At 70.6% G+C, this 24,706-nt stretch carries 21 protein-coding genes; 11 read left to right on the top strand and 10 right to left on the bottom strand.

From position 1 onward, the window contains the following. Positions 1-104: 104 nt before the first annotated feature. From ACWGDX_RS23325 to ACWGDX_RS23310, 4 genes are all read left to right on the top strand, one after another. Positions 105-599 (top strand): NUDIX domain-containing protein, encoded by a 495-nt coding sequence (locus ACWGDX_RS23325; protein WP_453628412.1) that lies wholly within the window; start codon positions 105-107, stop codon positions 597-599. Between the two features lie 127 nt (positions 600-726). Further along, complete coding sequence (locus ACWGDX_RS23320; RefSeq protein ID WP_453628410.1) at positions 727-2,109, top strand: DNA polymerase III subunit beta family protein; 1,383 nt, start codon at positions 727-729, stop codon at positions 2,107-2,109. Positions 2,110-2,277: 168 nt separating this feature from the next. Continuing rightward, the gene (locus ACWGDX_RS23315; RefSeq protein ID WP_453628408.1) at positions 2,278-3,636 is read left to right on the top strand and encodes a hypothetical protein; all 1,359 of its coding nucleotides are present in this window, start codon (positions 2,278-2,280) and stop codon (positions 3,634-3,636) included. Positions 3,637-3,659: 23 nt separating this feature from the next. Further along, complete coding sequence (locus ACWGDX_RS23310; protein WP_453628406.1) at positions 3,660-4,382, top strand: SIR2 family NAD-dependent protein deacylase; 723 nt, start codon at positions 3,660-3,662, stop codon at positions 4,380-4,382. Between the two features lie 89 nt (positions 4,383-4,471). Here ACWGDX_RS23310 and ACWGDX_RS23305 read toward each other — a convergent pair whose 3' ends face one another. Together ACWGDX_RS23305 and ACWGDX_RS23300 are read right to left on the bottom strand one after the other, a co-directional pair. After that, positions 4,472-4,990, bottom strand: coding sequence for a methylated-DNA--[protein]-cysteine S-methyltransferase (locus tag ACWGDX_RS23305; protein ID WP_453628404.1), 519 nt, complete (start codon positions 4,988-4,990; stop codon positions 4,472-4,474). Between the two features lie 75 nt (positions 4,991-5,065). Next, a complete protein-coding gene (locus tag ACWGDX_RS23300) occupies positions 5,066-6,652 on the bottom strand; it encodes an AlkA N-terminal domain-containing protein (RefSeq protein WP_453628402.1) in 1,587 nt (528 codons plus the stop codon). Between the two features lie 226 nt (positions 6,653-6,878). Here ACWGDX_RS23300 and ACWGDX_RS23295 point away from each other — a divergent pair, with 226 nt between their 5' ends. The 7 genes from ACWGDX_RS23295 (at position 6,879) to ACWGDX_RS23265 (ending at position 15,528) form a co-directional block, all read left to right on the top strand. Then, positions 6,879-7,634, top strand: a complete 756-nt coding sequence (locus ACWGDX_RS23295) for an SDR family oxidoreductase (RefSeq protein WP_453628400.1) — start codon at positions 6,879-6,881, stop codon at positions 7,632-7,634. A gap of 136 nt (positions 7,635-7,770) precedes the next feature. Then, positions 7,771-8,679: an SDR family NAD(P)-dependent oxidoreductase gene (locus ACWGDX_RS23290; protein WP_453628398.1), complete on the top strand. Its 909-nt coding sequence runs from the start codon at positions 7,771-7,773 to the stop codon at positions 8,677-8,679. Between the two features lie 98 nt (positions 8,680-8,777). Beyond that, entirely contained in the window at positions 8,778-9,524 is a 747-nt protein-coding gene (locus tag ACWGDX_RS23285; protein WP_453628396.1) for a TetR/AcrR family transcriptional regulator, read from the top strand. Positions 9,525-9,705: 181 nt separating this feature from the next. Further along, positions 9,706-11,415: an NAD-dependent malic enzyme gene (locus ACWGDX_RS23280; protein ID WP_453628394.1), complete on the top strand. Its 1,710-nt coding sequence runs from the start codon at positions 9,706-9,708 to the stop codon at positions 11,413-11,415. Continuing rightward, complete coding sequence (fumC, locus tag ACWGDX_RS23275; RefSeq protein ID WP_453628392.1) at positions 11,412-12,854, top strand: class II fumarate hydratase; 1,443 nt, start codon at positions 11,412-11,414, stop codon at positions 12,852-12,854. Before ACWGDX_RS23280 ends, fumC begins: the two co-directional genes overlap by 4 nt. Positions 12,855-13,081: 227 nt before the next feature. Further along, positions 13,082-14,533, top strand: coding sequence for a cytochrome ubiquinol oxidase subunit I (locus ACWGDX_RS23270; protein WP_453628390.1), 1,452 nt, complete (start codon positions 13,082-13,084; stop codon positions 14,531-14,533). Then, positions 14,530-15,528, top strand: coding sequence for a cytochrome d ubiquinol oxidase subunit II (locus ACWGDX_RS23265; protein ID WP_453628388.1), 999 nt, complete (start codon positions 14,530-14,532; stop codon positions 15,526-15,528). Before ACWGDX_RS23270 ends, ACWGDX_RS23265 begins: the two co-directional genes overlap by 4 nt. Before the next feature lie 14 nt (positions 15,529-15,542). Here the strand turns inward: ACWGDX_RS23265 and sigJ are convergent, their stop codons facing one another. The 8 genes from sigJ to ACWGDX_RS23225 all read right to left on the bottom strand — a co-directional run bounded on the left by sigJ (position 15,543) and on the right by ACWGDX_RS23225 (position 24,057). Next, positions 15,543-16,508, bottom strand: a complete 966-nt coding sequence (sigJ, locus tag ACWGDX_RS23260) for an RNA polymerase sigma factor SigJ (protein ID WP_453628386.1) — start codon at positions 16,506-16,508, stop codon at positions 15,543-15,545. A gap of 147 nt (positions 16,509-16,655) precedes the next feature. Next, the gene (locus tag ACWGDX_RS23255; RefSeq protein WP_453628384.1) at positions 16,656-17,447 is read right to left on the bottom strand and encodes an SDR family oxidoreductase; all 792 of its coding nucleotides are present in this window, start codon (positions 17,445-17,447) and stop codon (positions 16,656-16,658) included. Further along, positions 17,444-17,908: a hypothetical protein gene (locus tag ACWGDX_RS23250; protein WP_453628383.1), complete on the bottom strand. Its 465-nt coding sequence runs from the start codon at positions 17,906-17,908 to the stop codon at positions 17,444-17,446. The genes ACWGDX_RS23255 and ACWGDX_RS23250 overlap by 4 nt, the downstream gene beginning before the upstream one ends. A 140-nt stretch (positions 17,909-18,048) precedes the next feature. Beyond that, positions 18,049-18,570 (bottom strand): O-acetyl-ADP-ribose deacetylase, encoded by a 522-nt coding sequence (locus ACWGDX_RS23245; RefSeq protein WP_382851665.1) that lies wholly within the window; start codon positions 18,568-18,570, stop codon positions 18,049-18,051. A 13-nt stretch (positions 18,571-18,583) separates the two neighbouring features. Beyond that, the gene (locus tag ACWGDX_RS23240) at positions 18,584-19,999 is read right to left on the bottom strand and encodes a phytoene desaturase family protein (RefSeq protein ID WP_453628381.1); all 1,416 of its coding nucleotides are present in this window, start codon (positions 19,997-19,999) and stop codon (positions 18,584-18,586) included. Positions 20,000-20,264: 265 nt separating this feature from the next. After that, positions 20,265-21,152, bottom strand: coding sequence for an inositol monophosphatase family protein (locus ACWGDX_RS23235; protein ID WP_453628379.1), 888 nt, complete (start codon positions 21,150-21,152; stop codon positions 20,265-20,267). Between the two features lie 224 nt (positions 21,153-21,376). Beyond that, complete coding sequence (locus ACWGDX_RS23230) at positions 21,377-23,230, bottom strand: gamma-glutamyltransferase family protein (protein ID WP_453628378.1); 1,854 nt, start codon at positions 23,228-23,230, stop codon at positions 21,377-21,379. A 380-nt stretch (positions 23,231-23,610) separates the two neighbouring features. Next, entirely contained in the window at positions 23,611-24,057 is a 447-nt protein-coding gene (locus ACWGDX_RS23225; protein ID WP_453628376.1) for a hypothetical protein, read from the bottom strand. Between the last annotated feature and the right edge of the window lie 649 nt (positions 24,058-24,706).

Raw genomic sequence — 24,706 nt, 5'->3', positions numbered from 1 at the left:
GGGAGCCCACGCGGAGCGTAGGCGACCGACGACAACGCCGCGAGGCGCGGTGCCAGGGCACGCGAGCCCAGCAAGATCCAAACGAGAGGCCCTAGGCTTCCCGTGTGACGGATACCGATGCCGAATACGCCGCGTACATCGCAGGCCTCCCCCGAGTCCTCGCCGGCGCCGCCATGCTGTTCAGGGACGGCGGCGGCCGCGTGCTGATCGTCGAGCCCAACTACCGGGAGGGCTGGGCGCTCCCCGGCGGCACGATCGAGTCCGACGACGGCGAGACCCCGCGCTCGGGCGCCCGGCGGGAGACGCTCGAAGAGATCGGGCTGGACATCGAGCCCGGACGGCTGCTGGCCGTCGACTGGGTGCCGGGCAAGGCCCGCCCGCCGATCGCGGTCTATCTCTACGACGGCGGGGTGCTGGACGAGCGGCAGCTCGCGTCCATCCGCCTCCAGGAGGAGGAGCTGGTGTCGTGGCGGCTGCTCGACCGCGAGGAGATCCCGGCGTATCTGCTGGGTTCGCTCGGGCTGCGGGTACGGGCGGCACTCGACGTGGTGGAATCCGGCGCGGGCACGGTGGAGCTGGAGAACGGCCGCCAACGGTAGCGACGTGTCCGCCGCCGTCCGCCGACCGGCCCCGTCCACCGTCGGTCGGGGTGAGCTCGGGAGCGGTGGAGCACTCTCCTTGCCCGGAGTTGACCTTCACGTTGGCTGAACGTCGACAATCGCCGCCATGGACAAGACCACGGACCGCACCCCGGAGTTTCCCGGATCCCCGGCCCTTCCGGACTCCCCGGCGCCGACGGAACTGCTGAGCATCAGCGCGTTCGCACGGCGCGTCGGACTCGCGCCGAGCGCGCTGCGTTTCTACGACGACTGCCGTGTGCTCCGGCCCACACGGGTGGACGGCGCGACCGGCTACCGCTACTACAGCACCGACCAGGAGGCGCGGGCCCGGCTGCTGCGGAGTCTGCGGATGGCCGGTCTGCCGCTGGCCGACGTCGGCGTCGTACTGGACGGTCCCGCCGGCGAGGCCCGTGCCGTACTGGAGCGGCACCGGGAGACCGTACGGGACCGGACCCGGACCGCCGACGCCACGATCGCGGCGATCCTGCGGTCCCTCTCCTTCGCCGGGTCGACCGCGTCGGCCGGGGCGACCGCGTCGACCGGGACGGCTGGGACGACCGGGACGGCCGGGGCGACCGGGACGGCCGGGGCGACCGGGTCCGTCGAGCCGGCCGAATCCGCCGAATCCGCCGGGGACAGGTCCCGTGTCACGGAGGTACGGCTCGACGGCGCGGAGCTGGCCAGTGCCGTACGGCAGGTCGTACCGGCCGTGGGCCGGGACGGGGAACACCCGGTCCTCGGCTGCGTCCTCATGGAGATCGAGGACACGGAGGTCCGGCTCGTGGCCACCGACCGCTACCGGCTGTCCCTGCGCGTCCTGGGTCCGGCGGCGATGGCGGGGCCGTCCCGTCGGCTGCTGGTGGAGGCGGCGGAGCTGATCGCGGTCGGAGCATGGGCCACCCGCCACCCGGAGGTGACCGTCGAAGCCGGCCCCTTCGGCGCCCGGGTGCACGGTACGGACGGGTCCGCCACCGGGTACGGGGCCTGGTCCGGGGCGGGGCCCGGGTCTTGGGCGGGGCCCGGGGCAGGGGTGGGCGCGGGGTCCGGGGCGGGCGCGGGGTCCCGAGCCGGGGCCCGGTCCCGTGAACTCGCCCTGTTCGACGGCCGGTTCCCCGCGTACCGCGAGATGCTGTCGGATCTGCCCCCGGCCCGGCACCGGATGATCGCGGACCGGGCGGCCCTTCTCGCGGCTCTCCACGGATTCGAGGACGCGCCGGGTGTCGCCCTGAGGCTCGGCGAGCGGGACGAGGCCGCGATCTCGCTGCCCGACGGTTCCCGTACCACCGTTCTCCAGGCCACGGTCCTGGGCACCGTACCCCTGCGTATCGGCTTCGACCCCGCCGTGCTGGCCCCGGCCCTGGAGGCGGGCGTCGGCCCCGACGTCCTGCTGGAGATCTCCACCGCGACCCAACCGGTGCTGGTGCGCTCCGCCGACCAGGGCAGCTTCACCACCTTGGTGATGCCGATCGCCCTGACCGGCAACGGCTGAGAAACACCCGCCGGCCATGGTGCCGTTCACGGCGCTGGGCCACCAACCGCGCCCGCCCCCCACGCAACTGACGTAGCATCGGCGACCATGCCCCGCGTTCATCCCCTGTTCGTCCGCCGGATGCTCCCGAGCGGAATCCTTCCTGCGTCCCACGCACCCGGAGGACCGATGCGAAGCCGGACCCACGACCGACTGGCGGCCCTGGTCACCTCCGTATTCGTCGTGTCGACCGTCGTCGTCGGCACGGACGGTGTCGTCGCACAGGAACAGAGCCAGGCGCAGAGCCAGGAACAAGGCCAGGAACAGGGCCAGGAACAGGACCGGGGCCAGGAACAAGCGCGGGGCGGGGGCCAGGGGGCGCGGAATCGTTCCGTCGGCACGGCCGGTCTGCCCGTGGACAGGCTCTCCCCGCTGCCCACGGCCATCGACGGCGGCGCCTGGCGGTCGGGACATCTCCAGGGCATGGCCATCGACCGCGCCAAAGGCCATATGTACTTCTCCTTCACCAGCCTGCTGGTGAAAACGGATCTGAGCGGCAGACCCCTCGGCTCCGTCACCGGACTCACCGGTCATCTCGGTGATCTGGACTTCGACGCGCGGGACGGCCGGATCTACGGCTCCCTCGAATACAAGGCGGCCAAGGCGTTCTACATCGCCGTGTTCGACGGCGACCGCATCACCCGGATGAACATGGACGCCCAGTCCAGCGGTGTGGTCTCCACCGTCCATCTCCAGGAGGTTGTGAAGGACTACACGGCCGACCTGAACGGCGACGGCGTCTTCGACGGCGACACCGCCGCCACCCCCGACCACCGGTACGGATGCAGTGGTGTCGACGGTGTCGCGTTCGGCCCGGCCTTCGACGGCGAGGGCGGTGTCAGGCTGACGGTCGCGTACGGGGTCTACGCCAACACCGGCCGCCAGGACAACGATCACCAGGTGCTGCTCCAGTACGACGTCCAGGGGTGGAAGGAGTACGAGCGGCCGCTCACCGAGGACGCGCCGCACACCAGCGGCCCGGCCGCGCCCGACGGCAAGTACTTCGCGTACACCGGCAACACCACCTACGGCGTACAGAACCTGGAGTACGACGAGCACAGCGGCAATTGGCTGCTGGCCGTGTACAAGGGCACGAAGCCGGGGTTCCCCGACTACTCCCTCTTCGTGGTCGACGGCTCGAAGGACCCCGTCCCGGGCCCCGTCCGCGGCCAGGACCGTCCCGAGCAGGGCCTGCTGCTGTCGCTCCTCCCCCGTGGGCTGCACGACGCGCCGTCCGGTGTGTACGGCTGGGAGTCGACGGGACAGTACGGACTGGTCTCGCTCGACGACGGCCGCTTCTATCTCGCCGAGAGCGGCACGGTCGAGGTGGACGGTGTCACCCGGCAGACCGGCCGCGCCGTACTGCACCGCTGGACGGGCCGTACCCCGACGCCCTTCTCACCGGCCGGAGCGCCCCTGTCGGCGGGCTCGCCCCCGGCGCCGGGCACATCGGGGGTCTCGGGGCCGCAAACGGTTGGCCGCCCGTAGCCCCCGCTGCGTACGCTCGCACCATGACTCTCGTCGCGCTCCTCAGCGGCGCCGGCATCTCCACGGACTCCGGCATCCCCGACTACCGCGGTCCGAACGGCCTGTGGCGACGCGATCCCGGGGCCGAGAAGCTGGTCACCTACGACCTGTACATGACGGACCCGGAGATCAGGCGCCGGTCCTGGCGGATGCGGAGCGACGGTCCCACGCTGCGTGCCGAACCCAATGCCGCCCATCGCGCGGTGGCCGAGCTGGACCGGTCGGGGACGGCGGTCCGGGTGATCACCCAGAATGTCGACGGACTGCATCAGCTCGCCGGGATGCCCGCCCGCAAGGTGCTCGAACTGCACGGCACCGCACGGGAGATCATCTGCACCGGGTGTCACCTCCGGTCCTCGATGACGGAGGCGCTGAGCCGGGTCGCGGCGGGCGAGGAGGACCCGCGCTGTCTGGCGTGCGGCGGGATCCTCAAGTCGGCGACGGTGATGTTCGGCGAGCGGCTCGACCCGGAGGTACTGGCCCAGGCGATGGCGATCTCCAAGGCGTGCGAGGTGTTCATCGCGGTCGGTACGACCCTCCAGGTACAGCCGGCCGCCTCGCTGGCGGGGATCGCCGCCGACCACGGGGCCCGGCTCATCGTGGTGAACGCGGAGCCGACGCCGTACGACGACCGGGCGGACGAGATCATCCGTGAGCCGATCGGTACGGCGCTGCCCGCGCTGCTGACGAGATATCGCAAGGACTGATACGCCGGTCCCGTCCCCGGTCCGCCGCGGTCTCCCGTCCGCCGCGGTCCCCGGTCCGCGGTCGGAAGCCGGAGGTCAGAGGTCAGAGGTCAGAAGAGCGTGGCGGTGGCCGGGGCTTCGGCCGCCGCGCCCTCGAAGACCAGCAGCCGCTGCTTACGGTCGAGCCCGCCGCCGTAGCCGGTGAGACCGCCGGTGGAACCGATCACCCGGTGGCAGGGCACGATGATGCCGATCGGGTTCTTTCCGTTGGCCAGTCCCACCGCGCGTGAGGCGCCCGGCTTGCCGAGGTTCTCGGCCAGTTCGCCGTACGACCACGTCTCGCCGTACGGAATCCTCTGGAGCTGCTCCCAGACACTGCGCTGGAACGGGGTGCCGTCGAGCCGCAGCGGCAGGTCGAAGTCCGTCAGCTCTCCCGCGAAGTACGCGTCGAGCTGGCGCACCACCTCGGTGAAGGGCCGGGGGTCCGGGTCGCCGAAGCTCTCCTCCGGCGGGCGATGGCGCTGCCCGACCATATAGAGACCCTTCAGGACGTCGTCGGCCGCGACGAGTGTGAGTGGTCCGTAGGGGCTGTCGATCACGGTGTGCACGGTGTGGCGCTGTCCGGCCATGAGGGAACTTCCTTGCTGGAACGCTGAATGCTGAACACTGAACGCTGAACACTGGATGTTGGACGCTGAACAGGCTTATACGGGAAGGCGGTTGATGGCATGGTCGTCGGTCGCCCAGAGATACTGGACGGCGTACGCGCGCCACGGCCGCCAGGCCGCGGCGCGCTTCGTGAGCGCGCCGGGGGTGGACGGCAGGCCGAGCCTCTCGGCGGCCCGGCGCACGCCGAGATCGGTCGGCAGGAACGCGTCGGGATCGCCGAGCGCGCGCATCGCGATCGCCTCGACGGTCCATGGCCCGAAACCGGGCAGGGCGATGAGCCGCTCCCGTGCCTGTTCCCAGTCGCTGTCGGTGCCGAGCCGGAGCGAGCCGTCGGCGAGCGCCGTGATCAAGGTGATGAGGGTGGTACGCCGGGTGCGCGGCAGGGCCAGCGCCTCCGGGTCGAGCCCGGCCAGCGCCTCGGGGGCGGGGAACAGATGCGTCAGCCCGCCCTCGGGATCGTCGACCGGCACCCCGTGCGCGGTGACCAGCCGGGCCGCGTGCGTCCGCGCGGCGGCGGTGGAGACCTGCTGGCCGAGCACGGCTCGTACGGCGAACTCCGCCGCGTCGACGGTACGGGGCACCCGCCGCCCCGGCGCCTTGTCGACCAGCGGGGCCAGCAGCGGATCGGTACGTAGCTGCTCGTCGACGGCGACCGGATCGGCGTCCAGGTCCAGCATCCGGCGGCAGCTGCTGATGGCGAGGGTGAGATCGCGCGGGTCGGTGAGGGAGAGCCGGCAGGCGATGTGGTCGGGGCGCGGCGAGAGGGCGACGATGCCGTGCCCGTACGGCAGGGAGAGCGTGCGCCGGTAGGCGCCGTCGCGCCACTCCTCCACGCCGGGAACAGCGGTCGCGACCAGGTGTCCGAAGAGATTGTCGGGGTTGAGGGGTGCACGGAACGGCAGTCGCAGCGAGATCGCCCCGGGAACGGCGGACTGTCCCGGCCCGCGCGTGTCCCGCGCCCGTGTGCCGCCCATGACACCTGAGGCACCAGCGGCGGCAGTGACACCGGAGGCGCGCGAGGTGCGCGAGGCGCGTGAAGCAGGCGAGGTACGCGAGGTGCGCGAAGCGCGCGTACGCAGTTCACTCGGCGCGAGCGCGAAGACCTCGCGAACGGTGTCGTTGAAGGCCCGGATGGAGGCGAAACCCGCCGCGAAGGCGACCTCGGCCATCGGCAGCGCGGTCGTCTCGATGAGAACACGCGCGGTCTGCGCCCGCTGCGCACGGGCCAGCGCGAGGGGTCCCGCCCCCAGCTCCGCGAGGAGCTGCCGCTCGATCTGCCGGGCGGAGTAGCCCAGCCGCCCGGCCAGACCGGGCACGCCCTCCCGGTCGACGACTCCGTCCTGGATGAGCCGCATGGCGCGGGCGACGGTGTCGGCGCGGGCGTTCCACTCCGGCGAGCCGGGGCTGGTGTCGGGCCGACACCGCTTGCAGGCCCGAAAGCCGGCCTGCTGACAGGCGGCGGCGCTCGGATAGAACGTCATGTTCTCGGCCTTGGGCGGTACGGCCGGACAGCTCGGCCGGCAGTAGATCCGGGTGGTCAGCACCGCGGTGAAGAACCAGCCGTCGAAGCGCGCGTCCTTCGACCTCACGGCCCGCACACAGCGCTCGCTATCGGTGTACATGGCTTCAAGCATCCGCCACGGAAGACCCCGGAGCTGGCAGAAATACGACATCAGCCTTCCCCGACCACAACCGCCGTAACGTCGCTAACGCTCAGGGATAGCATCCCTAACATCGAGGTGTTAACGTTGCTCTCATTGGAGAGCGAACATCGCTACCCGACCGAGACAGGTCGACACAGGTCGACACGGGTCGAGAGATCGACAGATCGAGACAGGGAGCAGCGTCATGACTGAGCAGACCATTTCCCCGGACCGCGCGGCACGGGTGGCGATCATCACCGGAGGGTCCCGCGGGATCGGCCGGGAGAGCGCCGAGCGGCTGGCCGCCGACGGACTCGCCGTCGTCATCAACTACGCGGGCAACAGCACAGAGGCCGAAGCGGCGGTCGCGGCCATCACCGCGGCCGGCGGACAGGCGATGGCCTTCCGCGCCGACGTGGCCGACGAGAAGGCCGTCTCGGCCCTCTTCGACGCCGCGGAGGCCACGTACGGCGGGATCGACGTGGTCGTGCACGCGGCGGGGGTCATGACACTGGCACCGCTGGTCGAGACGGACCTGGACGCCCTGGACCGTATGCACCGCACCAACATCCGGGGGACGTTCGTCGTCGACCAGCAGGCGGCCCGCAGGCTGCGCGCCGGTGGGGCGGTCATCAACTTCTCCAGCTCCGTGGTGGGGCTGGCCCTCCCCGGCTACAGCGCCTACGCGGCCACCAAGGGCGCGGTCGAGGCCATGACCCTGATCCTCGCCCGTGAGCTGCGAGGACGGGACATCACCGTCAATGCCGTCGCCCCGGGACCGACCGCCACGGCCCTGTTCCTGGACGGCAAGGACGAACAGACCATCGCGAGGATGGCCGGTCAGGCGCCCCTGGAGCGCCTGGGCACCCCGCGGGACATGGCTGAGGTCGTCGCCTTTCTCGCCGGTCCGGCGCGCTGGGTCAACGGACAGGTCCTGCGTGCCAACGGCGGCATCGTCTGACAGGCCCGGCTGCCGCCGGCCCGCCGCCGGCCCCTCTCACCACCTCTTTCACCACCTCTTTCACCACCCCTCTCACCACCCGTCCCGTCTCACCCCCCTCCACCACCCCTTCCCTCACCGACCGAGGAGTTCCGTCATGGGCAAGACCATCGTGATCACGGGTGCCGGTTCCGGTTTCGGAGCGCTGGCCGCGCGCGCCCTGGCCGGGGCGGGGCACACCGTCTACGCCGCGATGCGCGCCACCACCGGCCGCAATGCCGGCCGGGTCGCCGAAGCCGGGTCCTACGCGTCCGAGCACCAGGTGGACCTGCGTACGGTGGAACTCGACGTGCTCTCCCAGGAGTCCGCCGACGCGGCCGTCAACACCGTTCTGGCCGAGGCCGGTTCGCTCGATGTGGTGATCCACAACGCCGGCCATATGGTGACCGGCCCCACCGAGGCCTTCACCCCGGAGGAACTGGCCACCGTCTACGACACGAACGTGCTGGGCACCCAGCGCGTCAACCGGGCCGCACTGCCCCATCTCCGCGCCCAGCGGCACGGACTGGTCCTGTGGATCGGCTCCACGTCCACCCGCGGCGGCACCCCGCCCTATCTCGCCCCGTACTTCGCCGCCAAGGCCGCGATGGACTCGCTGGCCGTCTCCTACGCCGCGGAGCTGGCCCGTTTCAACATCGAGACCTCCATCATCGTGCCGGGCTCCTTCACCTCGGGCACCAACCACTTCGCCACCGGCGGACATCCCTCCGAGCAGACCGTGATGCCCGCGTACGAGGCGCGCTACGCGGGTCTGATGGACCAGGTCTCCCGGCGTCTGGCCGCACTCGCCCCGGCCGGCGCCGACGCGTCCCAGGTGGCGGACGCCATCGTCGAGGTCGTCGGCACCCCGCACGGCAGCCGGCCCTTCCGGGTCCATGTGGACCCCGCGAACGACGGCTCCGAGGAAGTGAGCGAGGTCGCCGACCGTATCCGCGCCGCATTCCTCACCCGCATAGGCCTGGAGGACCTCCTCACCCCCCACACCGCCGGCTGGTCGCTCCCGTGAGTACGCGGGAAAGGAATGCGCGGGAAGGCAGGACACAGGACCGGAGTGCACCGGAGCGGAGTGCACGGGAGCGGATCCTGAAGGCGGCAGCCGACCTGGTGGCGCGGTCGGCGAACGGTGAAGTCTCCGTACGGGCCGTCTGTGAGGCCGCAGGGGTGGGAGCGCCGGCGCTCTACCGGAACTTCGGGGACAAGGAGGGCCTGCTGTCGGCCGTCGTAGACGAAGGCTTCGGCACCTATCTCGCGACGAAGAAGCACCACCGTCCTCGCGCGGACCCCGTGGAGGATCTGCGCGACGGCTGGGACAGTCATGTGGACTTCGCCCTGCGGAACCCCAACCGGTACCGGCTGATGAACTCCCCCGCGATGCGTACCCCGCCGGGCGCGGCTCTGGAGTCCCACCGGATCCTCGAACGGGACCTGGGACGGGCGGCGGCCCGCGGCGGACTGCGCCTCACTCCCGAACTGGCCGCGCAGGTCGTCATGTCGGCCAATGTCGGTGTGGCCCTCATGCTCGTCTCCCGCCCCTCGACCTTCACCGACCCGAGCACATCGCGCCGCGTACGTGACGCCGTGCACGCGGCGGTCCTGGCCCCGGGAGCCACCGGCCCCGGCCCCGGCCCCGGTACCGCCTCCGCCGACGACTCCCCGGACGAATCCGACGCTGCGAACGGTGCGGACGGGACGGACGGTGCGGACGAGACGGACAGGACGGACGGGACACAAGTGGCTTCGGCGGCGGCCCGGTTGGGTGCCCTGCTGCACCGGTCACCGAGTCCGGCGCTCAGCCCCACCGAGGCGGCTCTGATGACCGAGTGGCTGAACCGGCTCTCGAACACTCCCTGAAGCGCTGAACCATGGGTCGCCGAACCCTGAAGCGCCGAACCCTGAGAGGAGTGTCACCGTCCGCCACCGTACGTACACCGGGCCCATGGCGTACACCGGGCCCACAACCCGTCTGGGCGAGCGAGGCGCACCGAGGGGAGTGACGATGGACATGTGCCGGACCTTCGAGAGGAGTGTTCCCGTGTCCCAGGCCCTGCCCCCCGTTCTGTCCGATCCGCTGACCAACCGCGGCACCGCGTTCACCGAGGAGGAACGCGAGAGACTCGATCTCGTGGGGCGGCTGCCCGATGCCGTGCTGTCCCTGGACGAGCAGCTCCGGCGCGCGTACGAGCAGCTTCAGCGGCAGCCCGACGCGCTGGCCAAGAACGTGTATCTGGAGCAGCTGCACGACCGTAACGAGGTTCTGTACTACCGGGTACTGGCCGACCATCTCGCCGAGTTGCTGCCGATCGTCTACGACCCCACGGTGGGGGACGCGATCAAGCGGTACAGCCATGAGTACCGGCGTCCGCGCGGGGTGTATCTGTCCATCGACCACCCGCGGGACATCCGGGCCGCGCTCGAACACCAGGGGCTGGGTCCCGACGATGTGGACATGCTGGTGGTCACCGACGCGCAGGAGATCCTCGGTATCGGTGACTGGGGCGTCAACGGTGTGCAGATCACGGTGGGCAAACTCGCCGTCTACACCGCGGCGGCCGGTCTGCACCCCGACCGCTGTATCCCCGTCGTACTGGACGTGGGCACCGACAACGAGACGCTTCTCAACGACCCGCTCTATCTCGGCGTACGGCGCGGCCGCACCCGGGGAAAGCCGTACGACGACTTCATCGGCGCCTATCTGGCGACGGCCGCCGACCTGTTCCCGCACGCCCTGCTGCACTTCGAGGACTTCGGTCCCGGCAACGCCCGTCGCATCCTGGAGCAGAACGCCGACCGGTACCGGATCTTCAACGACGATCTCCAGGGCACCGGCGCGATCACCCTCGCCGCTGTCGTCTCCGCCCTCGAAGTCACCGGAACGGCCTTCCGCGACCAGCGCGTGGTGGTCTTCGGGGCGGGCACGGCGGGGGTGGGGATCGCCGACCAGCTCGTGGCGGCGATGGTCCGGGACGGTCTGGACCCGGCCGAGGCGGCGCGGCGGGTGTGGCTGGTGGACAAGCAGGGGCTGCTCACCGACGACATGGACGATCTGCGGGACTACCAGCGTGACTACGCCCGCCCCGCCGCCGAGGTGCGCGACTGGTCCGGCCGGGCCGGTATCGATCTGCTGAGCACGGTGCGCCACGCGCGGCCCACGATTCTGATCGGCACCTCCACCGCGCCGGGAACCTTCACCAAGGAGGTGGTGACCGCGATGGCCCGGCATACCGAGCGGCCGATCATCTTCCCGCTCTCCAATCCCACCGAACGGATCGAGGCCATGCCGGCCGACATCCTCGCCTGGACCGACGGCAAGGCGCTGACCAGCGCTGGCATCCCGGTCGACCCTGTCGAGCTGAACGGGGTCCGGCATGTCATCGGCCAGGCGAACAACGCCCTGCTCTATCCGGGGCTGGGGCTGGGCACCGTCGTCTCCCGGGCCCGTCGGGTGACCCCCGGCATGCTGCTGGCCGCGGCCGAGGCGGTCGCGGGCCAGGCACGGGTCGGCGCCCCCGGCGCGTCCCTGCTGCCGCCGGTGTCGGATCTGCGCGCGTCCTCCGCCACCGTCGCCGTCGCCGTCGCGCGCGCCGCGATCGCGGAGGGCGTCGCCGAGAACGCTCCGGAGAATCTGGTGCAGGCCGTCCAGGACGCGATGTGGCAGCCGCGGTACGGCCCCCTTCCCGGTCTTTCCGACCTTTCCGGCGCCTCCGGCACCTCCGGCCCTTCCGACCAGGGGAGCGCGCGATGAGCGGGACCCCGCCGGTGGTACGGGATCTGCCGATCGGGATCGACGCGGAGGGCACCCGTACCGAGCGTGACTCACTGGGCACGGTCGAGGTGCCCGCCGACCGGTACTGGGGCGCGCAGACCCAGCGCTCGCTGATCCACTTCTCGATCGGCGACGACCGGATGCCCAAGGCCGTCTATCACGCGTACGGCCAGGTGAAGAAGGCCGCCGCCCTGGTCAACGGTCGTGACGGCCGGCTGCCCCGCTGGCAGTGCGAGCTGATCGCCAAGGTCGCCGACGAGGTGATCTCCGGTGCTCTCGACGAGCACTTCCCGCTCTACGTCTGGCAGACCGGCTCCGGCACCCAGAGCAATATGAATGTCAACGAGGTGATCAGCAACCGGGCGATCCAGCTCGTCGGCGGCACCCTCGGTTCACGTACCCCCATCCACCCCAATGATCATGTCAACATGGGGCAGTCCTCCAACGACACCTTTCCCACCGCGATGCATCTCGCCACCGTCCGGGCCCTGCACGACGACCTACTGCCCTCCCTGGCCGCGCTCGCCCAGGCCATCGAGGACAAGGCCGTCTCCTGGCGTGATGTCGTCAAGGTCGGCCGCACCCATCTCCAGGACGCGGTCCCCCTCACCGTCGGCCAGGAGTGGTCCGGCTACGCCGCGCAGCTCGCGGACGCCCATGAACGTGTCCGCGCCACCCTGCCCGCGCTCCACCAGCTGGCGATCGGCGGGACGGCCGTCGGCACCGGACTCAACGCGCCCGAGAACTTCGGTACGGCGGTGGCCGCCGAGCTGGCCCGCCAGACCGGCCGTCCCTACACGGTGGCCGCCAACCATTTCGCGGCTCAGGGCGGACTGGACGCGATGGCCGCGGCCTCGGCGGGACTGCGCGCGGTCGCCGTACCGCTGATGAAGATCGCCAACGATCTGCGCTGGCTGGCCTCCGGCCCGCGCTGCGGACTGGGCGAACTCGCCCTGCCCGCCAATGAACCCGGCAGCTCGATCATGCCCGGCAAGATCAACCCGACCCAGTGCGAGGCCATGGTCATGGTCTGTATCCAGGTCCTCGGCGAGGACAGTGCCGTCGCGCTCGCCGCCAGCCAGGGCAACTTCGAGCTCAACGCCATGCGTCCGGTCATCATCAGCGATGTGCTCCACTGCGCGCGGATCCTCGCCGACGCGAGCGAGAAGCTGCGGGTCTACTGCGTGGAGGGCACCGAGCTGCACCGCGATCGTATCGACGAGGACGTCTCCCGCTCGCTCATGCTCGTCACCGCCCTCTCCCCCGAGATCGGCTACGACCGGGCCAGCGAGATCGCCCACCGTGCCGCCGAGGAGAACAGCACCCTGCGCGACACCGCGCTGGCCACCGGCTATCTCAGCGCGGCGGAGTACGACCGGATCATCAACCCCCGCGCGATGGCCGGACTCTCCGACTGACCCCCGCGGAGACCGGCCGAGGCCCGCGGAAACCGGCCGAGGCCCGCGGAAACCGGCCCGAAGCCCGGACGAGGCCCGGCCGAGGGTCAGGCCGAATCCTGGCGAAAGCCGGCCCAGGACGCCGGCGCCCCGGCCCGCTCCGGCCCCCGGTCACCTGAACGGGTGTCGCTCGCCGTCCGTCCGTGTCGCCGGACCACCGCGCCGACCAGCGCGTGGACGATGCAGGAATGCCATCCTCCACTTACGCTGCCGGGATTCTGCTGCGGGCCGCGGCTTCCGCCGGTGACCCGCCGCAGCTGCTGCCCGCCCGGGAGCAGATGGCCTTCACCCTCGGCTTCCACATCATCCTGGTGCCGTTCGGGGTGGCGCTCACCGCCCTCATGCTCATCGCCAACTACCGAGGTCTGCGGCACGGCGACGAGCAGGCGCTGCTGCTGGCCCAGCGCTGGTCGAAGGTCGCCGCCGTGCTGGTCGCCGTCGGAGCGATCACCGGTACGGTGCTGAGTTTCGAACTCGGCATCCTGTGGCCGGGGCTGATGGGCAGATACGGCGCCGCCTTCGGTTTCCCGTTCGCGATCGAAGGCATCTTCTTCTTCCTGGAAGCGATCTTCGTCTCGATCTATATCTACGGCTGGAAGCGGCTCCCGCCCTGGGTGCATTTCTGGACGGGCGTACCGGTGGTGCTGGCGAGCATGGGCGGCACCGCCTCCGTCGTGGCGGCGAACAGCTGGATGAACCAGCCGGGCGGTATCACCATGCGCGACGGCCGTGTCGTGGAGGTCCGTCCGGCCGAGGTGTTCTTCAACGGGGCCTTCTGGTTCGAGACCGTGCACATGCTGCTCGCCGCCTATATCGTCGCCGGTTTCTCCGTGGCGGCGGTCTACGCGGTCGGCATGCTGAGGGGACGCCGGGACCACTACCACCGGGTCGGCTTCCTCATCGGATTCGTCGTGGCCGCCGTCGTCCTGCCCGTACAGATCTATGTCGGTGATGTCGTCGCCCGCCAGGTCTTCCACAGCGAGCCCGCGAAGTTCGCCGCGCTCGAACTTCTGCCGGACACCGGCACCCATGTCCCCGAGACGCTGGGCGGCGTACTGATCGACGGCGAGGTGCGCTACGGCCTCAGGATTCCGGACATGGCTTCGCTGCTCGCCGGGTTCCGTCCTTCCACGAAGATCCGCGGACTGGACGCGATCGCCCCGGCGGTACGTCCCGACGACGCCACCGTGAGCGTCGTCCATCTCGCGTTCGACATCATGGTGGGAACGGCCTGCGCCCTGCTCGCCCTGGTCGTCTGGTTCGCCTGGCTGTGGTGGCGCCGACGGCAGATGCCCACCAACCGGTGGTTCCTGCGCTGCGCCGCCCTCAGCGGAGTCGTCGCCGTGGTGTGTCTGGAGAGCGGCTGGGTGGTCACCGAGGTGGGGCGGCAGCCGTGGACGGTGGTCGGTCTGCTGCTCACCAGGGACGCCGTGGCGACCCAGGGCAATCTCTGGCCGTTCTTCTCCGCGGTGCTGGTCATCTATGTCGCGGTGGGCACCAGCGCCGTACTGATCCTGCGGTCCCTGACACGACGATGGCGAGCCGGCGGAGGCGAGGGGGACGACGAGGGGCTGGATGTCCCCTACGGCCCCAACCGGCCGCTGACCGACGCGCACACGGAAGAAGGCCGGCAGGCATGAGTGACATCGTCTCGGTCCTGCTGTTCATCGGCGTCATCGCCTACGCGCTCTTCGGCGGCGCGGACTTCGGCGCCGGCTTCTGGGACCTGACCGCGGGCGGAGCGGCGCGCGGCAGCGGGCCACGCCGTCTCATCGACACATCGATCGGCCCCGTCTGGGAGGCCAATCACATCTGGCTGATCTACTGCCTCGTCATGCTGTGGAGCGCTTTCCCCGCCGCGTTCGTGGCCATCACCACGACGCTGTACATCCCGTTGGGCCTCGCCGCGCTGGGAATCGTCCTGCGGGGCGCGGGCTTCGCCTTCCGCAAGGCCTCGATGCGCACGCCCGAACAGCGCATCTACGGCGCGACGTTCGCGCTGTCGTCGGTGCTCACCCCGTACTGCTTCGGCAGTGTGGCCGGTGCCATCGCGTCCGGCCGGGTGCCCACCGCGGGCCAGGGCGATCCGCTGGGAAGCTGGAACAACCCGACCTCCGTCCTCGGCGGAATTCTGGCCGTGTCGGTGTGCGCCTATCTGGCCGCGGTGTATCTGACCGCCTCGGCACGGCAGAGCCAGAGCCCCCCGCTCGAACGGTGGTTCCGCCACCGTGCGCTGCTCGCGGGGGCCGTCACCGGTCTGGTCTGCCTCGCCGGGATCTTCCTGCTCCAGGGCGACTCCCCGCGTCTGTTCCACCAGTTGAGCCATCGCGGGCTGCCGCTGCTCATCATCTCGGCGCTCTGCGGGCTGATCAGCCTCTTTCTGCTCAGCCGGGAGAAACCCCTCGCCCTGCGCATGCTGGCCGCGCTGGCCGTGGCCACGGTCGTCTGCGGCTGGGGCGTGGCCCAGTACCCGTATCTGCTGGGCACTCATCTCACCATCGCCGAGGGGGCGGCGCCGACGCCCACGCTCTGGGTGCTCACCGGTGTCGCCTGCGCCGCCGGGCTGCTCGTCGCCCCGTCGCTGGCAGCCCTCTACATCCTCCAGAACCGGGGGAGGCTGGAGTCACGGACCTGAGCCACCGCCACCCGTCAAGGGCCGTCCGCCGTGCTGTCCGCCGCGCTCTCAGCCGCGCCGTCAGACCCGGTGGATGCCTCGGTGGATGCCTCGGTGGGCGTGGGCGCCTCTTCGGTCCACGCGTGGAGCTTGTCCGGGTTGACCACCAGCCACAGATCGGTGATCAGGCCCTCGCGCACATCCATGGTGAGGGCGGCCACGGTGGTGCCCGCTGCACGGACCGTCAGGGCAGGGGCGCCGTTGACACCGTCCTCCGCGAGTTCCATCCCGGGTTCCTTGCGCATGAGACCGAGGAAGAACCGGGCCACCTTGTCCCGGCCGACGATCGGACGCAGGGCCGACCGCACCTTGCCGCCGCCGTCGCTGCGCGATTCGACACCGGGGTCGAGGAGGGAGACAAGGGCGGTGAGGTCGCCGGTCTCACACGCCTCACGGAAGGCGGACACGACCCGCCGGTGCTCCGGTGGCTCGGCCCTGCGGGGCCGCCGGTGGGCGATACGTCTGCGGGCCGAGGCGGCGAGCTGGCGGCAGGCCGCGGGGGTGCGGCCCACCGTCTCGGCGATCTCGGTGAACGGCATGCCGAAGACATCGTGGAGGACGAAGGCGACGCGCTCCGCGGGAGTTATCGAGTCCAGGACCACGAGCATCCCCATGCTGACCGATTCGTCGAGGGTGATCCGGTCGGCCGGGTCGTCCCCGCCTTCGCCGTCCGCGCTGGTCCATGTCGCACCGGAGCGGACGGGCTCGGGCAGCCATTCACCGGTGTAGCGCTCGCGGCGGACCCGCGCCGAGGCGAGATGGTCGAGACAGATCCGTGAGGCGACCCGGGTCAGCCAGGCCAGCGGTGCGTTGACCGCCTGCTGCTCCGCCTCGGACAGGGCGTACCAGCGGGCGTACGTCTCCTGGACGACGTCCTCGGCGTCCTGCACCGAACCGAGCATCCGATAGCCGAGGTTGAGCAGCCGACGGCGCTCGGCCATGAGGGACCCGAGGGTGGGGTCCTGCCCGGGTCCAGGGTCCGACACGGGTCCGGGGTCCGGCGTGGGTCCGGGGTCCGGCGTGGGTCCGGGGTCCGGCGTGGGTCCGGGGTCCGGCGTGGGTCCGGGTGGCGTGGGCATGGCGGTTGTTCACCCTCCCCGCGCGATGGTCCGGGCGAGCCATTCGTCGAAGGTCTGAGCGCCCCGGGGGCCCGGTCCCGTCGGAAGCTGCCCGTCACCCGCCATGGCGGCACCCGCCGCGCCAGGGAACCTCACCGGCAGCAGCAGCCGTCGCCGTCGCTGGGCCCGCAGCAGCTTGCGCACCATGTCGACAAGCTGTTCGACACGCGGGCCGGCGAGTTCCGGTGCCATGCCCTGCGCCGGGCCGAGGATGAGTCCCACGAGACGCTGCGCCACTTCACGGGCCGCGATCGGCTGCGTATTCATCCGGGGCACCACCGCGAGGGGCCCCGGGAACAGGTCGACGGTCTGCTGTGCGAACTCGTGGAACTGTGTGGCGCGCAGCACCGTCCATGGCACCCGCCCGCTCCTCACCCGCTCCTCCTGGCGGATCTTCCCCTGGTAGTAGCCATGGCCGACCCGGTCGATACCGACGATCGACAGCGCCACGTGGTGCCGTACCCCGGCCCGCGCACCGGCGTCCAGAAGGTTGCCGCCGACGGCTTCGAAGAACGAGATCGCCTTCCGGGCGCTCATGGTCGTCACATTGGTCACATCGACGACCGCCTCCACGCCCGCCATGGCCTCGTCGAGTCCCGCGCCCGAGACCAGGTCCACGCCCCGGGCCCTGGCCAGCACCACCGGCTCGTGACCCGCCGCGGACAGTTCCTCGACCACATGCCGTCCGACGAGCCCGGTCCCGCCCGCCACCGCCACCCGCATGCCGGGCCTCTCCTCGCCGGTCCGCTTCCCGTACGTCATCGGGTGCCCTCCCGTCCGGCGTCCTGCCGTCCGGCGGCCTGCCGTCCGGGGAGCGGTCGCGTCGGCGACGGCACCAGCAGCAGGAGCGACAGCACCACCAGCGCGGAGAGGAGCACGGCGTTGAGTATCTGGTCCACCGTCTCGTACATGTCGAGATGCTGCATGTGGTAGATGAGGTGCAGCACATTGAAGACCAGCCACACCGCGCCTGTTGTCAGCACGAACCGGTTGTTCCGTACGTAGCGCAGGGTGATGACCGCCAGCACCGCCAGCGCCAGGAACATGGCTCCGTCGTCCTTGGCGAGATGCTCGTTGTAGGGCCCCAGCTGAGGCAGCCAGCTCCGCCCGAAACCGGGGAAGTTCTCGTACCACCCTTTCGGGGAGAAGTATGCCCAGAGGCCTGTGTACAGCCCGACCACGGCCAGAAGGCCGAGAGAGGCGTACCGGATTTTCGTGTTCATACCCCTATGACGAAACAGCGCCCGCCGATGTGAGGCGGCACCGCAAGGCACCGTGAACAGGGACGGGAGATGAGAACGCGAGGCGGGGACGCGAAGCGCCGCCGCCCCGCCCCCGCCCGGCCGGGGCCCTCTCAGCCCTCTCAGCCCTCGGCGGCCAGCGCCGCCTCGAAGAGGCCGTACGCGTGCTCGTCGAAGAGCACGAACCGCACGTCCTCGACCGGTGCCGTCGCGGACTCTCTCGCCGTACGGACGGCGATCCGGGCGCCGTCGTCCATCGGCCAGCGGTAGATCCCGGTGGAGATCGCGGGGAAGGCCACGGACGTCGCGCCCAGTCCGGCCGCCACCCGCAGGGACTCTCGGTAGCAGGAGGCGAGCAGGTCGGAGCGGTCCTCGGTGGCGCTCCACACCGGGCCCACCGTATGGATCACCCACCGGGCGTCGAGGCGGCCGGCGGTGGTCGCCACCGCCTGGCCGGTGCGCAGGCCACGGCCGTACCGCGCGGCGCGCAGGGCGCGGCACTCGGCCAGGATCTCCGGGCCGCCGGCGCGATGGATCGCGCCGTCGACACCGCCCCCGCCGAGCAGCGAGGAGTTCGCGGCGTTGACGATGGCGTCCACCCGCTGGTCGGTGATGCTTCCCCGGATCAGCGTCAGGGCCGTCATAGGGAGTGCCTCCTCAGATCTCGCGCAGCCGCCGCCAGACCGCCTTGGCCGCGTTGTGCCCGGACATGCCGTGGACACCGGGGCCCGGCGGGGTCGCGGAGGAGCAGATGAAGACGGCGGGGTGCGGGGTGGTGTACGGGGAGAGGGAGATCTTGGGGCGCAGCAGCAGCTGGAGTCCCGAGGCCGCGCCGCAGGCGATGTCCCCGCCGACATAGTTGGGGTTGCGGGCGGCCAGCTCGGGCGGTCCCGCCGTGGCACGCGCCAGGACGCGGTCGCGGAATCCGGGTGCGAAGCGCTCCAGCTGCCGCTCGACGGCGTCGGTGAGATCGCCCCGCCAGCCGTTGGGGACATGGCCGTACGCCCAGAAGACATGTTTGCCCTCGGGCGCGCGGGACGGGTCGACCAGGCTGGGCTGGGCGGTGATCAGGAACGGGGTCTCGGGCGGCCGTCCGTCCGCGACCCGCCGCAGCGCCGTACCGATCTCCCCGCTGGTGGGGCCGATCTGGACGGTCCCGGCCCGGCGGGGCTCCTCGGCCGTCCAGGGCACGGGGCCGTCCAGCGCGTAATCGATCTTGAATACGCCCGCTCCGTAGCGATAGCCGTCGTACACGCGGCCGAGACCCGCGATACGGGCCAGGGCGGTGGGCGAGGTGTCGAAGACATAGGCGCGGGCGGGCGGCAGCTCGTCCAGGCGCTTGACCTCGTATCCGGTGTGGACCGAACCGCCCAGATCCCGGAGATACGCGGCGAGCGCGTCGGAGATCGACTGCGAGCCGCCGCGCGGCAGCGGCCAGCCGCCCGCGTGCGCCGCGAGCGCGAAGATCAGCCCGACGGCGCCGGTGGCGATCCCGCTCAGCGGGGCTATGACATGGCCGACCAGCCCGGCGAACAGGGCACGGGCCCTCTCGTCCTGGAAGCGGCGCGTGAGCCAGGTCGACGGCGGCAGTCCGGCCAGTCCGAACCGGGCGAGGGTGACGGGGTCGCGCGGCAGCGCCGTCAGCGGCAGGGACATGAAGTCCCGGGCGAGCGTGTCCCATTTGCCGAGGAAGGGCGCGACCAGACGGCGGTACGCGCCGGCGTCGCGGGGGCCGAAGGACGCTGCCGTCTCGGCGACCGAGCGGGAGAGCACCGCCGCCGTGCCGTCGTCGAAGGGATGCGCCATCGGCAGCTCGGGGTGCAGCCAGTCCAGTCCGTACCGGCCGAGGGGCATCGTCGCGAAGACGGGCGATCCGATACCCAGCGGATGCACCGCCGAGCAGGGGTCGTGCCGGAAGCCCGGCAGCGTCAGCTCTTCCGTCCTGGCGCCCCCGCCCACCGTGTCCGCGGCCTCGAACACGGCCACCGAGAAGCCCCGCCTGGCCAGCTCGACGGCGGCGGTGAGCCCGTTGGGTCCCGCCCCCACGACAACGGCATCGAGCATCGACGTCACCTTCGGACTCCTTCGTAGCCGATGGCAGGAGGCCCCAGGATATTCCGGGGCACCGACAGCCCGAGGGCGGGGACTGTCCGCGACGGCCATCGCGGGTCCGCCCCCGGTGACCTCGCCTCCGGCGCCCGGCCGCGCGGGCCGCGCGGGCCGCGCGCCTGGCCCGAAGACCGTTCCCGAGCCCCGCTCATGCCCCTTCCCGCGCCCCGCTCACGCCTTCCCCCGCGCCGCTCACCTCTTCCCACGCTTCCCGCGCTCCTTCTCACGCTCACGCCCCAGTGAGCAGCCGCTCCCGTATCCGCCGCGCCGTGGCCTCGTCCCGGGCGGCGGTGAAGGGCAGTGCGTTGCCGCCCGTGATACGGAACGGCTCACCCGTGAGCGTTCGCTGCGCGCCACCCGCCTCCGTCACCAGCAGCAGACCCGCCGCGTGGTCCCACGCCAGCTCCCAGTTGAAGGCCACCGCGTCGAGCTCGCCCCGCGCGACGGCCAGATATTCGAGCCCCGCCGAGCCGCACGCGCGGGCTTCGATGTCCTCGGTGCGCAGCCCCAGGAGGGCGCGCTTCTCGGCGTCCGTGGTGTAGTCCGGATGGGACATCGCGACCGCCAGCACCGCGCCGGGCGCGGGTGCGCCGGAGCGCAGCGGGACGCCGTCGAGCCAGGCGCCCCGGCCCCGTACGGCTATGGCCATCTCGTCCAGCGCCGCCGCGTAGGTCCAGGACGCCAGCACCTCGCCGCCCTGCGCGAGGGCGACGAGCGTACAGAAACCCGGCTCGCCCCGGACGAACTGGCGGGTGCCGTCGACCGGGTCGACGATCCATACGGGCGCCTCCCCGCGCAGCGCGTCGTACACCGCCGGGTCCGCGTGGACCGCCTCCTCACCGACCACCACCGAGCCGGGGAGCAGCGCGGTGAGGGCGGCGGTGAGGTGTTCCTCCGCGCGCCGGTCGGCGATCGTCACCAGATCGTGCGGACCGCTCTTCTCGACGATCTCGTGCGCGGCGAGCTGCCGGAAGCGCGGCATGATCTCGGCGGCGGCCGCCGCGCGTACCGCCTCCTCGACGGCGGACACCCGGAGCCCATCAGGCATCTCCAGCCCCGTCGCCCCGTCCTCGGTCGCCCGCAGGGGAACCGTTCCGTACACAGCGTCATCGATCATGTCCACCAGCCAATCACGCCCCTGTGACACTGCGGAGGGCAGCCCGTGCGACAGCAGGCGTAACAGCTCGGGGACCTGCGGCGTCCTACGACTCCCGCCGTGCCTGGGACTCCCGGCGCGCTACAGGACTCGCGCGTGCCACGGGACTCGCAGCGTGCCGGGGGCTCTAGCGCTCTCAGCGTGCTGGGAACTCTCAGCGCCCCACGGCATACCCCTGCGGACTCTCAGCGCCCCACGGCGTACCCCTGCATGCCACGGGCGTTCGCCGCGGCCGACAGGACGCCGGTCTCCGGGTCCCGGGCGACCGCGCACAGCCGCCCTTCGGACCAGGGCTCGCCGATGGTCACCGCATGGCCGCGGCGGCGCAGTTCGTCGATGACGTCCGGGGCCATGCCCGCCTCCACGGTCACACTGCCGGGCCGCATCCCGCGCGGGTAGAAGGAACCGGGGAAGCTGTCGTTGTGCCAGTTGGGCGCGTCGATGGCGCCCTGGAGATCGAGCCCGCCACGGACCGGCGCGCGCAGGGCGAGTGCCAGGAAGAAGTGGAACTGCCACTGGTCCTGCTGGTCACCGCCGGGTGTACCGAAGGCCAGCACCGGTACTCCTTCGCGCAGCGCGAGGGACGGGGTGAGGGTGGTACGGGGCCGGCGGCCGGGGGTCAGTGAGTTCGGGAGACCGGGGTCCAGCCAGGCCATCTGGAGCCGGGTGCCGAGCGGGAAGCCCAGTTCGGGGACGACGGGGTTGGACTGGAGCCAGCCGCCGCTGGGCGTGGCGGCGACCATATTGCCCCAGCGGTCGACGATGTCGACATGGCAGGTGTCGCCACGGGTGGCACCGTCCTTGGCGACGATCGGCTCCGCGACAGCGAGGGCCGGTTCCCCGACGGCGACGGTCGGCTCCCCCACGCCCGCCGCCGGGAGGCCCAGCGGGTCGAAGCCGGACTCACCCGCGGCGACGGCGGTGGCGTGGGCGCTGAGGACCGGCGCGCGCCCCTCCGGACTGCCGGGGCGCAGTTCGTACGAGGCACGGTCACCGATCAGCGCGCGGCGTGCGGTGTTGTACGGCTCGGAGAGCAGGGCGGCGAGCGGTGCGTCGGCAGCGTCGCCGTACCAGGCCTCCCGATCGGCCATGGCGAGCTTGCAGCCCTCGATGAGCTGATGAACGTACTCCGCCGAACCGTACGCGGGCAGATCGGCCGCGCGGAACGGCAGCAGCGCCAACTGCTGGAGGAAGACGGGCCCCTGGCTCCAGGCCCCCGCCTTGCAGAGGGTCCAGCCGTCCCACTCGTAGGTCGCGGGCGCCTCGTACACCGCCGACCAGCCGGCCAGATCGGCCCTGGTCAGGGTGCCGGTGTGGCGCGAACCGCTGGTGTCCATGGTGGGGGTGGCAGACTGGCGCAGCAGCGCGTCCGCGACGAAGCCCTCGCGCCAGACCGTACGGGCGGCCTCGATCTGCGTCTCCCGGTCCCCGCCGGCCGACTCCGCCTCGGAGATCAGCCGGCGCCAGGTCGCCGCGAGAACGGGATTACGGAACAGCTCCCCCGGCGCCGGTGCCTTGCCGCCGGGAAGATAGACATCGGCGGAGGACGTCCACTCGGTCTCGAAGAGTTCACGGACGGACTCGACGGTCTCACCGACCCGCTCGACGGGAGCGTGGCCGTCCTCGGCGTATCCGATGGCATAACGCAGCACTTGAGCCAACGACTTGGTGCCATGGTCACGCAGCAGCACCATCCACGCGTCGAAGGCACCGGGCACGGCGGCGGCCAACGGCCCGGTGCCGGGAACCAGTTCGAGCCCCAGGGAGCGATAGTGCCCCATGGTCGCACCGGCGGGCGCCGGACCCTGCCCACAGAGCACCCGCACCTCGCCACCGGCGGGCGCGAGAATGATCGGCACCTCACCACCGGGCCCATTGAGATGCGGCTCCACGACATGCAGTACGAACCCGGCGGCCACGGCGGCATCGAAGGCGTTCCCACCATCCTCCAGCACAGCCATCGCGGACTGCGAGGCGAGCCAGTGGGTGGAGGACACCATGCCGAAGGTCCCCTGAAGGGTGGGCCGGGTCGTGAACATCCCTAGGTCACCTCACTGTTGAACCGGATCAACCACACCGACCAGCGCCCCCAAGCCTCACGGCCAGAACCCGGAAAGTCCACACCACGACTCTGGTCCGCCTAATCACCATCCAGAAGCGTATCGCCCGCGTAAAAGGCATACGGCAGTTGAGCACCCGTTCCTACCCTTTGACTTGAACGGCCCCATACTCGTGGACGGACGTCAGCCGAGAGGGCCGGGCCAGCGGTCGCGTTCAAGCTCCTCCGGGGAGCGGCCACGGTCCGCAAGTCGAGTCACCCGCCGACGTCCCACGCCGCAGATCTCAAACGCGGTCCGCGTCCGCGCCCGTCACAAACGCCAACGTCTTCGCCGGACACTCGACATATTGCTTCACATGACTACGTAGGCAGGCGCAGATCGAATTCAACAGCAGTGAACTCCGCAGCACCCGGACCATCACTACAGGCGAAGTGATACATGTCACCACCTACCGCATCGACAACCAGACCAGAACTGCCGATCCACGCTTCCCTCTCTCCGAATTTCCCACGCCAGCAATTCCAGATCTCAAGAGTAGCTTCCACTCCCCCGAGAACAGTGAAGTAAATCACCCGAGGAGCCGTATCCAGCCAGAGCACCATTCCGGGCTTCCTGAAATCATTCACCTCCAGCTCCCCATGGTTCATCTGCAGGCAAATACCTTGAGTTGGTTCACTCTTGAAGGACCGCACAGCAATCTTTGCGGAAACCGATCGACTTTCGACTCGAACAGAGTAAGCCAAACGCACAAGTTTGCCGGTCAACTCGACCGGCTGACCCTTAGATTCGCGAAACATTTCATCCAACCTCTGAGGGGGTTCTGAATTTCCCATCAGTAGTCACTCTCCAATCTGCGATAAGGGTCAAACAGCGCATGCTCGCTCGGCCACCTGGGCGTCAACAGCATACCGCCTGCACGATCAGGAATAGGCTCATGATTGAGTTCCATCGACTCCATCACCCCATTCGGCCTCATCCCCTGAGGCGCAGATCCGCTCTTCATGCGATCAACATTCGCGTGCCCCCATTGATCAGCCGCGTTCGGCTCAGCCGCTTCGTTCTTCCAAAACCGCTTCCTCATAGTAGACATGGCCGGCTGTTTGCCATTTCTATTCGGGTGTGAATAGTCGTCACCGACTCGCCATCGGGTTCTTACGCCCTTGGGCGCGCGAAGTTGCTTTTTTAGGTGTGGGAGATGAATTCCTCGGCGAGACCGGCGACAGCGGGGTCGGTGATGCTGGAGAGCTGGTTGTCCGCGGTGTAGGTGGCAGCGAAGGCCAGAGTCTGCGGGACGCCGGCGGTGACGAGGGGGTCGTTGGCCGGGAGGGTCAGCTGGTTGTTCGTGGCGCGGTAGAGGTTGTCGAACTTCGTGATCTTCTGGACGTACGCCTGCCCGCCGGTGCCACCGACATAGCGTGTGGCGGTGTCCTGCTGCCCCTTGGCCACCTGGTCGTA

The sequence above is a fragment of the Streptomyces sp. NPDC055025 genome (assembly GCF_053608565.1).
Note: the sequence above shows the minus strand (reverse complement) of the source record. Positions and strands in the feature narration are given on the sequence as shown.

Excerpts from the sequence above, each read along its gene's own strand:
- ACWGDX_RS23265 (WP_453628388.1), top strand. The coding sequence starts at position 14,530 with ATGAGTGACATCGTCTCGGTCCTGCTGTTCATCGGCGTCATCGCCTAC.
- fumC (WP_453628392.1), top strand. The coding sequence starts at position 11,412 with ATGAGCGGGACCCCGCCGGTGGTACGGGATCTGCCGATCGGGATCGAC.
- ACWGDX_RS23315 (WP_453628408.1), top strand. The coding sequence starts at position 2,278 with ATGCGAAGCCGGACCCACGACCGACTGGCGGCCCTGGTCACCTCCGTA.
- ACWGDX_RS23290 (WP_453628398.1), top strand. The coding sequence starts at position 7,771 with ATGGGCAAGACCATCGTGATCACGGGTGCCGGTTCCGGTTTCGGAGCG.
- ACWGDX_RS23305 (WP_453628404.1), bottom strand. The coding sequence starts at position 4,990 with ATGGCCGGACAGCGCCACACCGTGCACACCGTGATCGACAGCCCCTAC.
- ACWGDX_RS23245 (WP_382851665.1), bottom strand. The coding sequence starts at position 18,570 with ATGACGGCCCTGACGCTGATCCGGGGAAGCATCACCGACCAGCGGGTG.
- ACWGDX_RS23235 (WP_453628379.1), bottom strand. The coding sequence starts at position 21,152 with ATGATCGATGACGCTGTGTACGGAACGGTTCCCCTGCGGGCGACCGAG.
- ACWGDX_RS23310 (WP_453628406.1), top strand. The coding sequence starts at position 3,660 with ATGACTCTCGTCGCGCTCCTCAGCGGCGCCGGCATCTCCACGGACTCC.
- ACWGDX_RS23230 (WP_453628378.1), bottom strand. The coding sequence starts at position 23,230 with ATGTTCACGACCCGGCCCACCCTTCAGGGGACCTTCGGCATGGTGTCC.
- ACWGDX_RS23255 (WP_453628384.1), bottom strand. The coding sequence starts at position 17,447 with ATGACGTACGGGAAGCGGACCGGCGAGGAGAGGCCCGGCATGCGGGTG.
- ACWGDX_RS23250 (WP_453628383.1), bottom strand. The coding sequence starts at position 17,908 with ATGAACACGAAAATCCGGTACGCCTCTCTCGGCCTTCTGGCCGTGGTC.
- ACWGDX_RS23320 (WP_453628410.1), top strand. The coding sequence starts at position 727 with ATGGACAAGACCACGGACCGCACCCCGGAGTTTCCCGGATCCCCGGCC.
- ACWGDX_RS23295 (WP_453628400.1), top strand. The coding sequence starts at position 6,879 with ATGACTGAGCAGACCATTTCCCCGGACCGCGCGGCACGGGTGGCGATC.
- sigJ (WP_453628386.1), bottom strand. The coding sequence starts at position 16,508 with ATGGCCGAGCGCCGTCGGCTGCTCAACCTCGGCTATCGGATGCTCGGT.
- ACWGDX_RS23300 (WP_453628402.1), bottom strand. The coding sequence starts at position 6,652 with ATGTACACCGATAGCGAGCGCTGTGTGCGGGCCGTGAGGTCGAAGGAC.
- ACWGDX_RS23270 (WP_453628390.1), top strand. The coding sequence starts at position 13,082 with ATGCCATCCTCCACTTACGCTGCCGGGATTCTGCTGCGGGCCGCGGCT.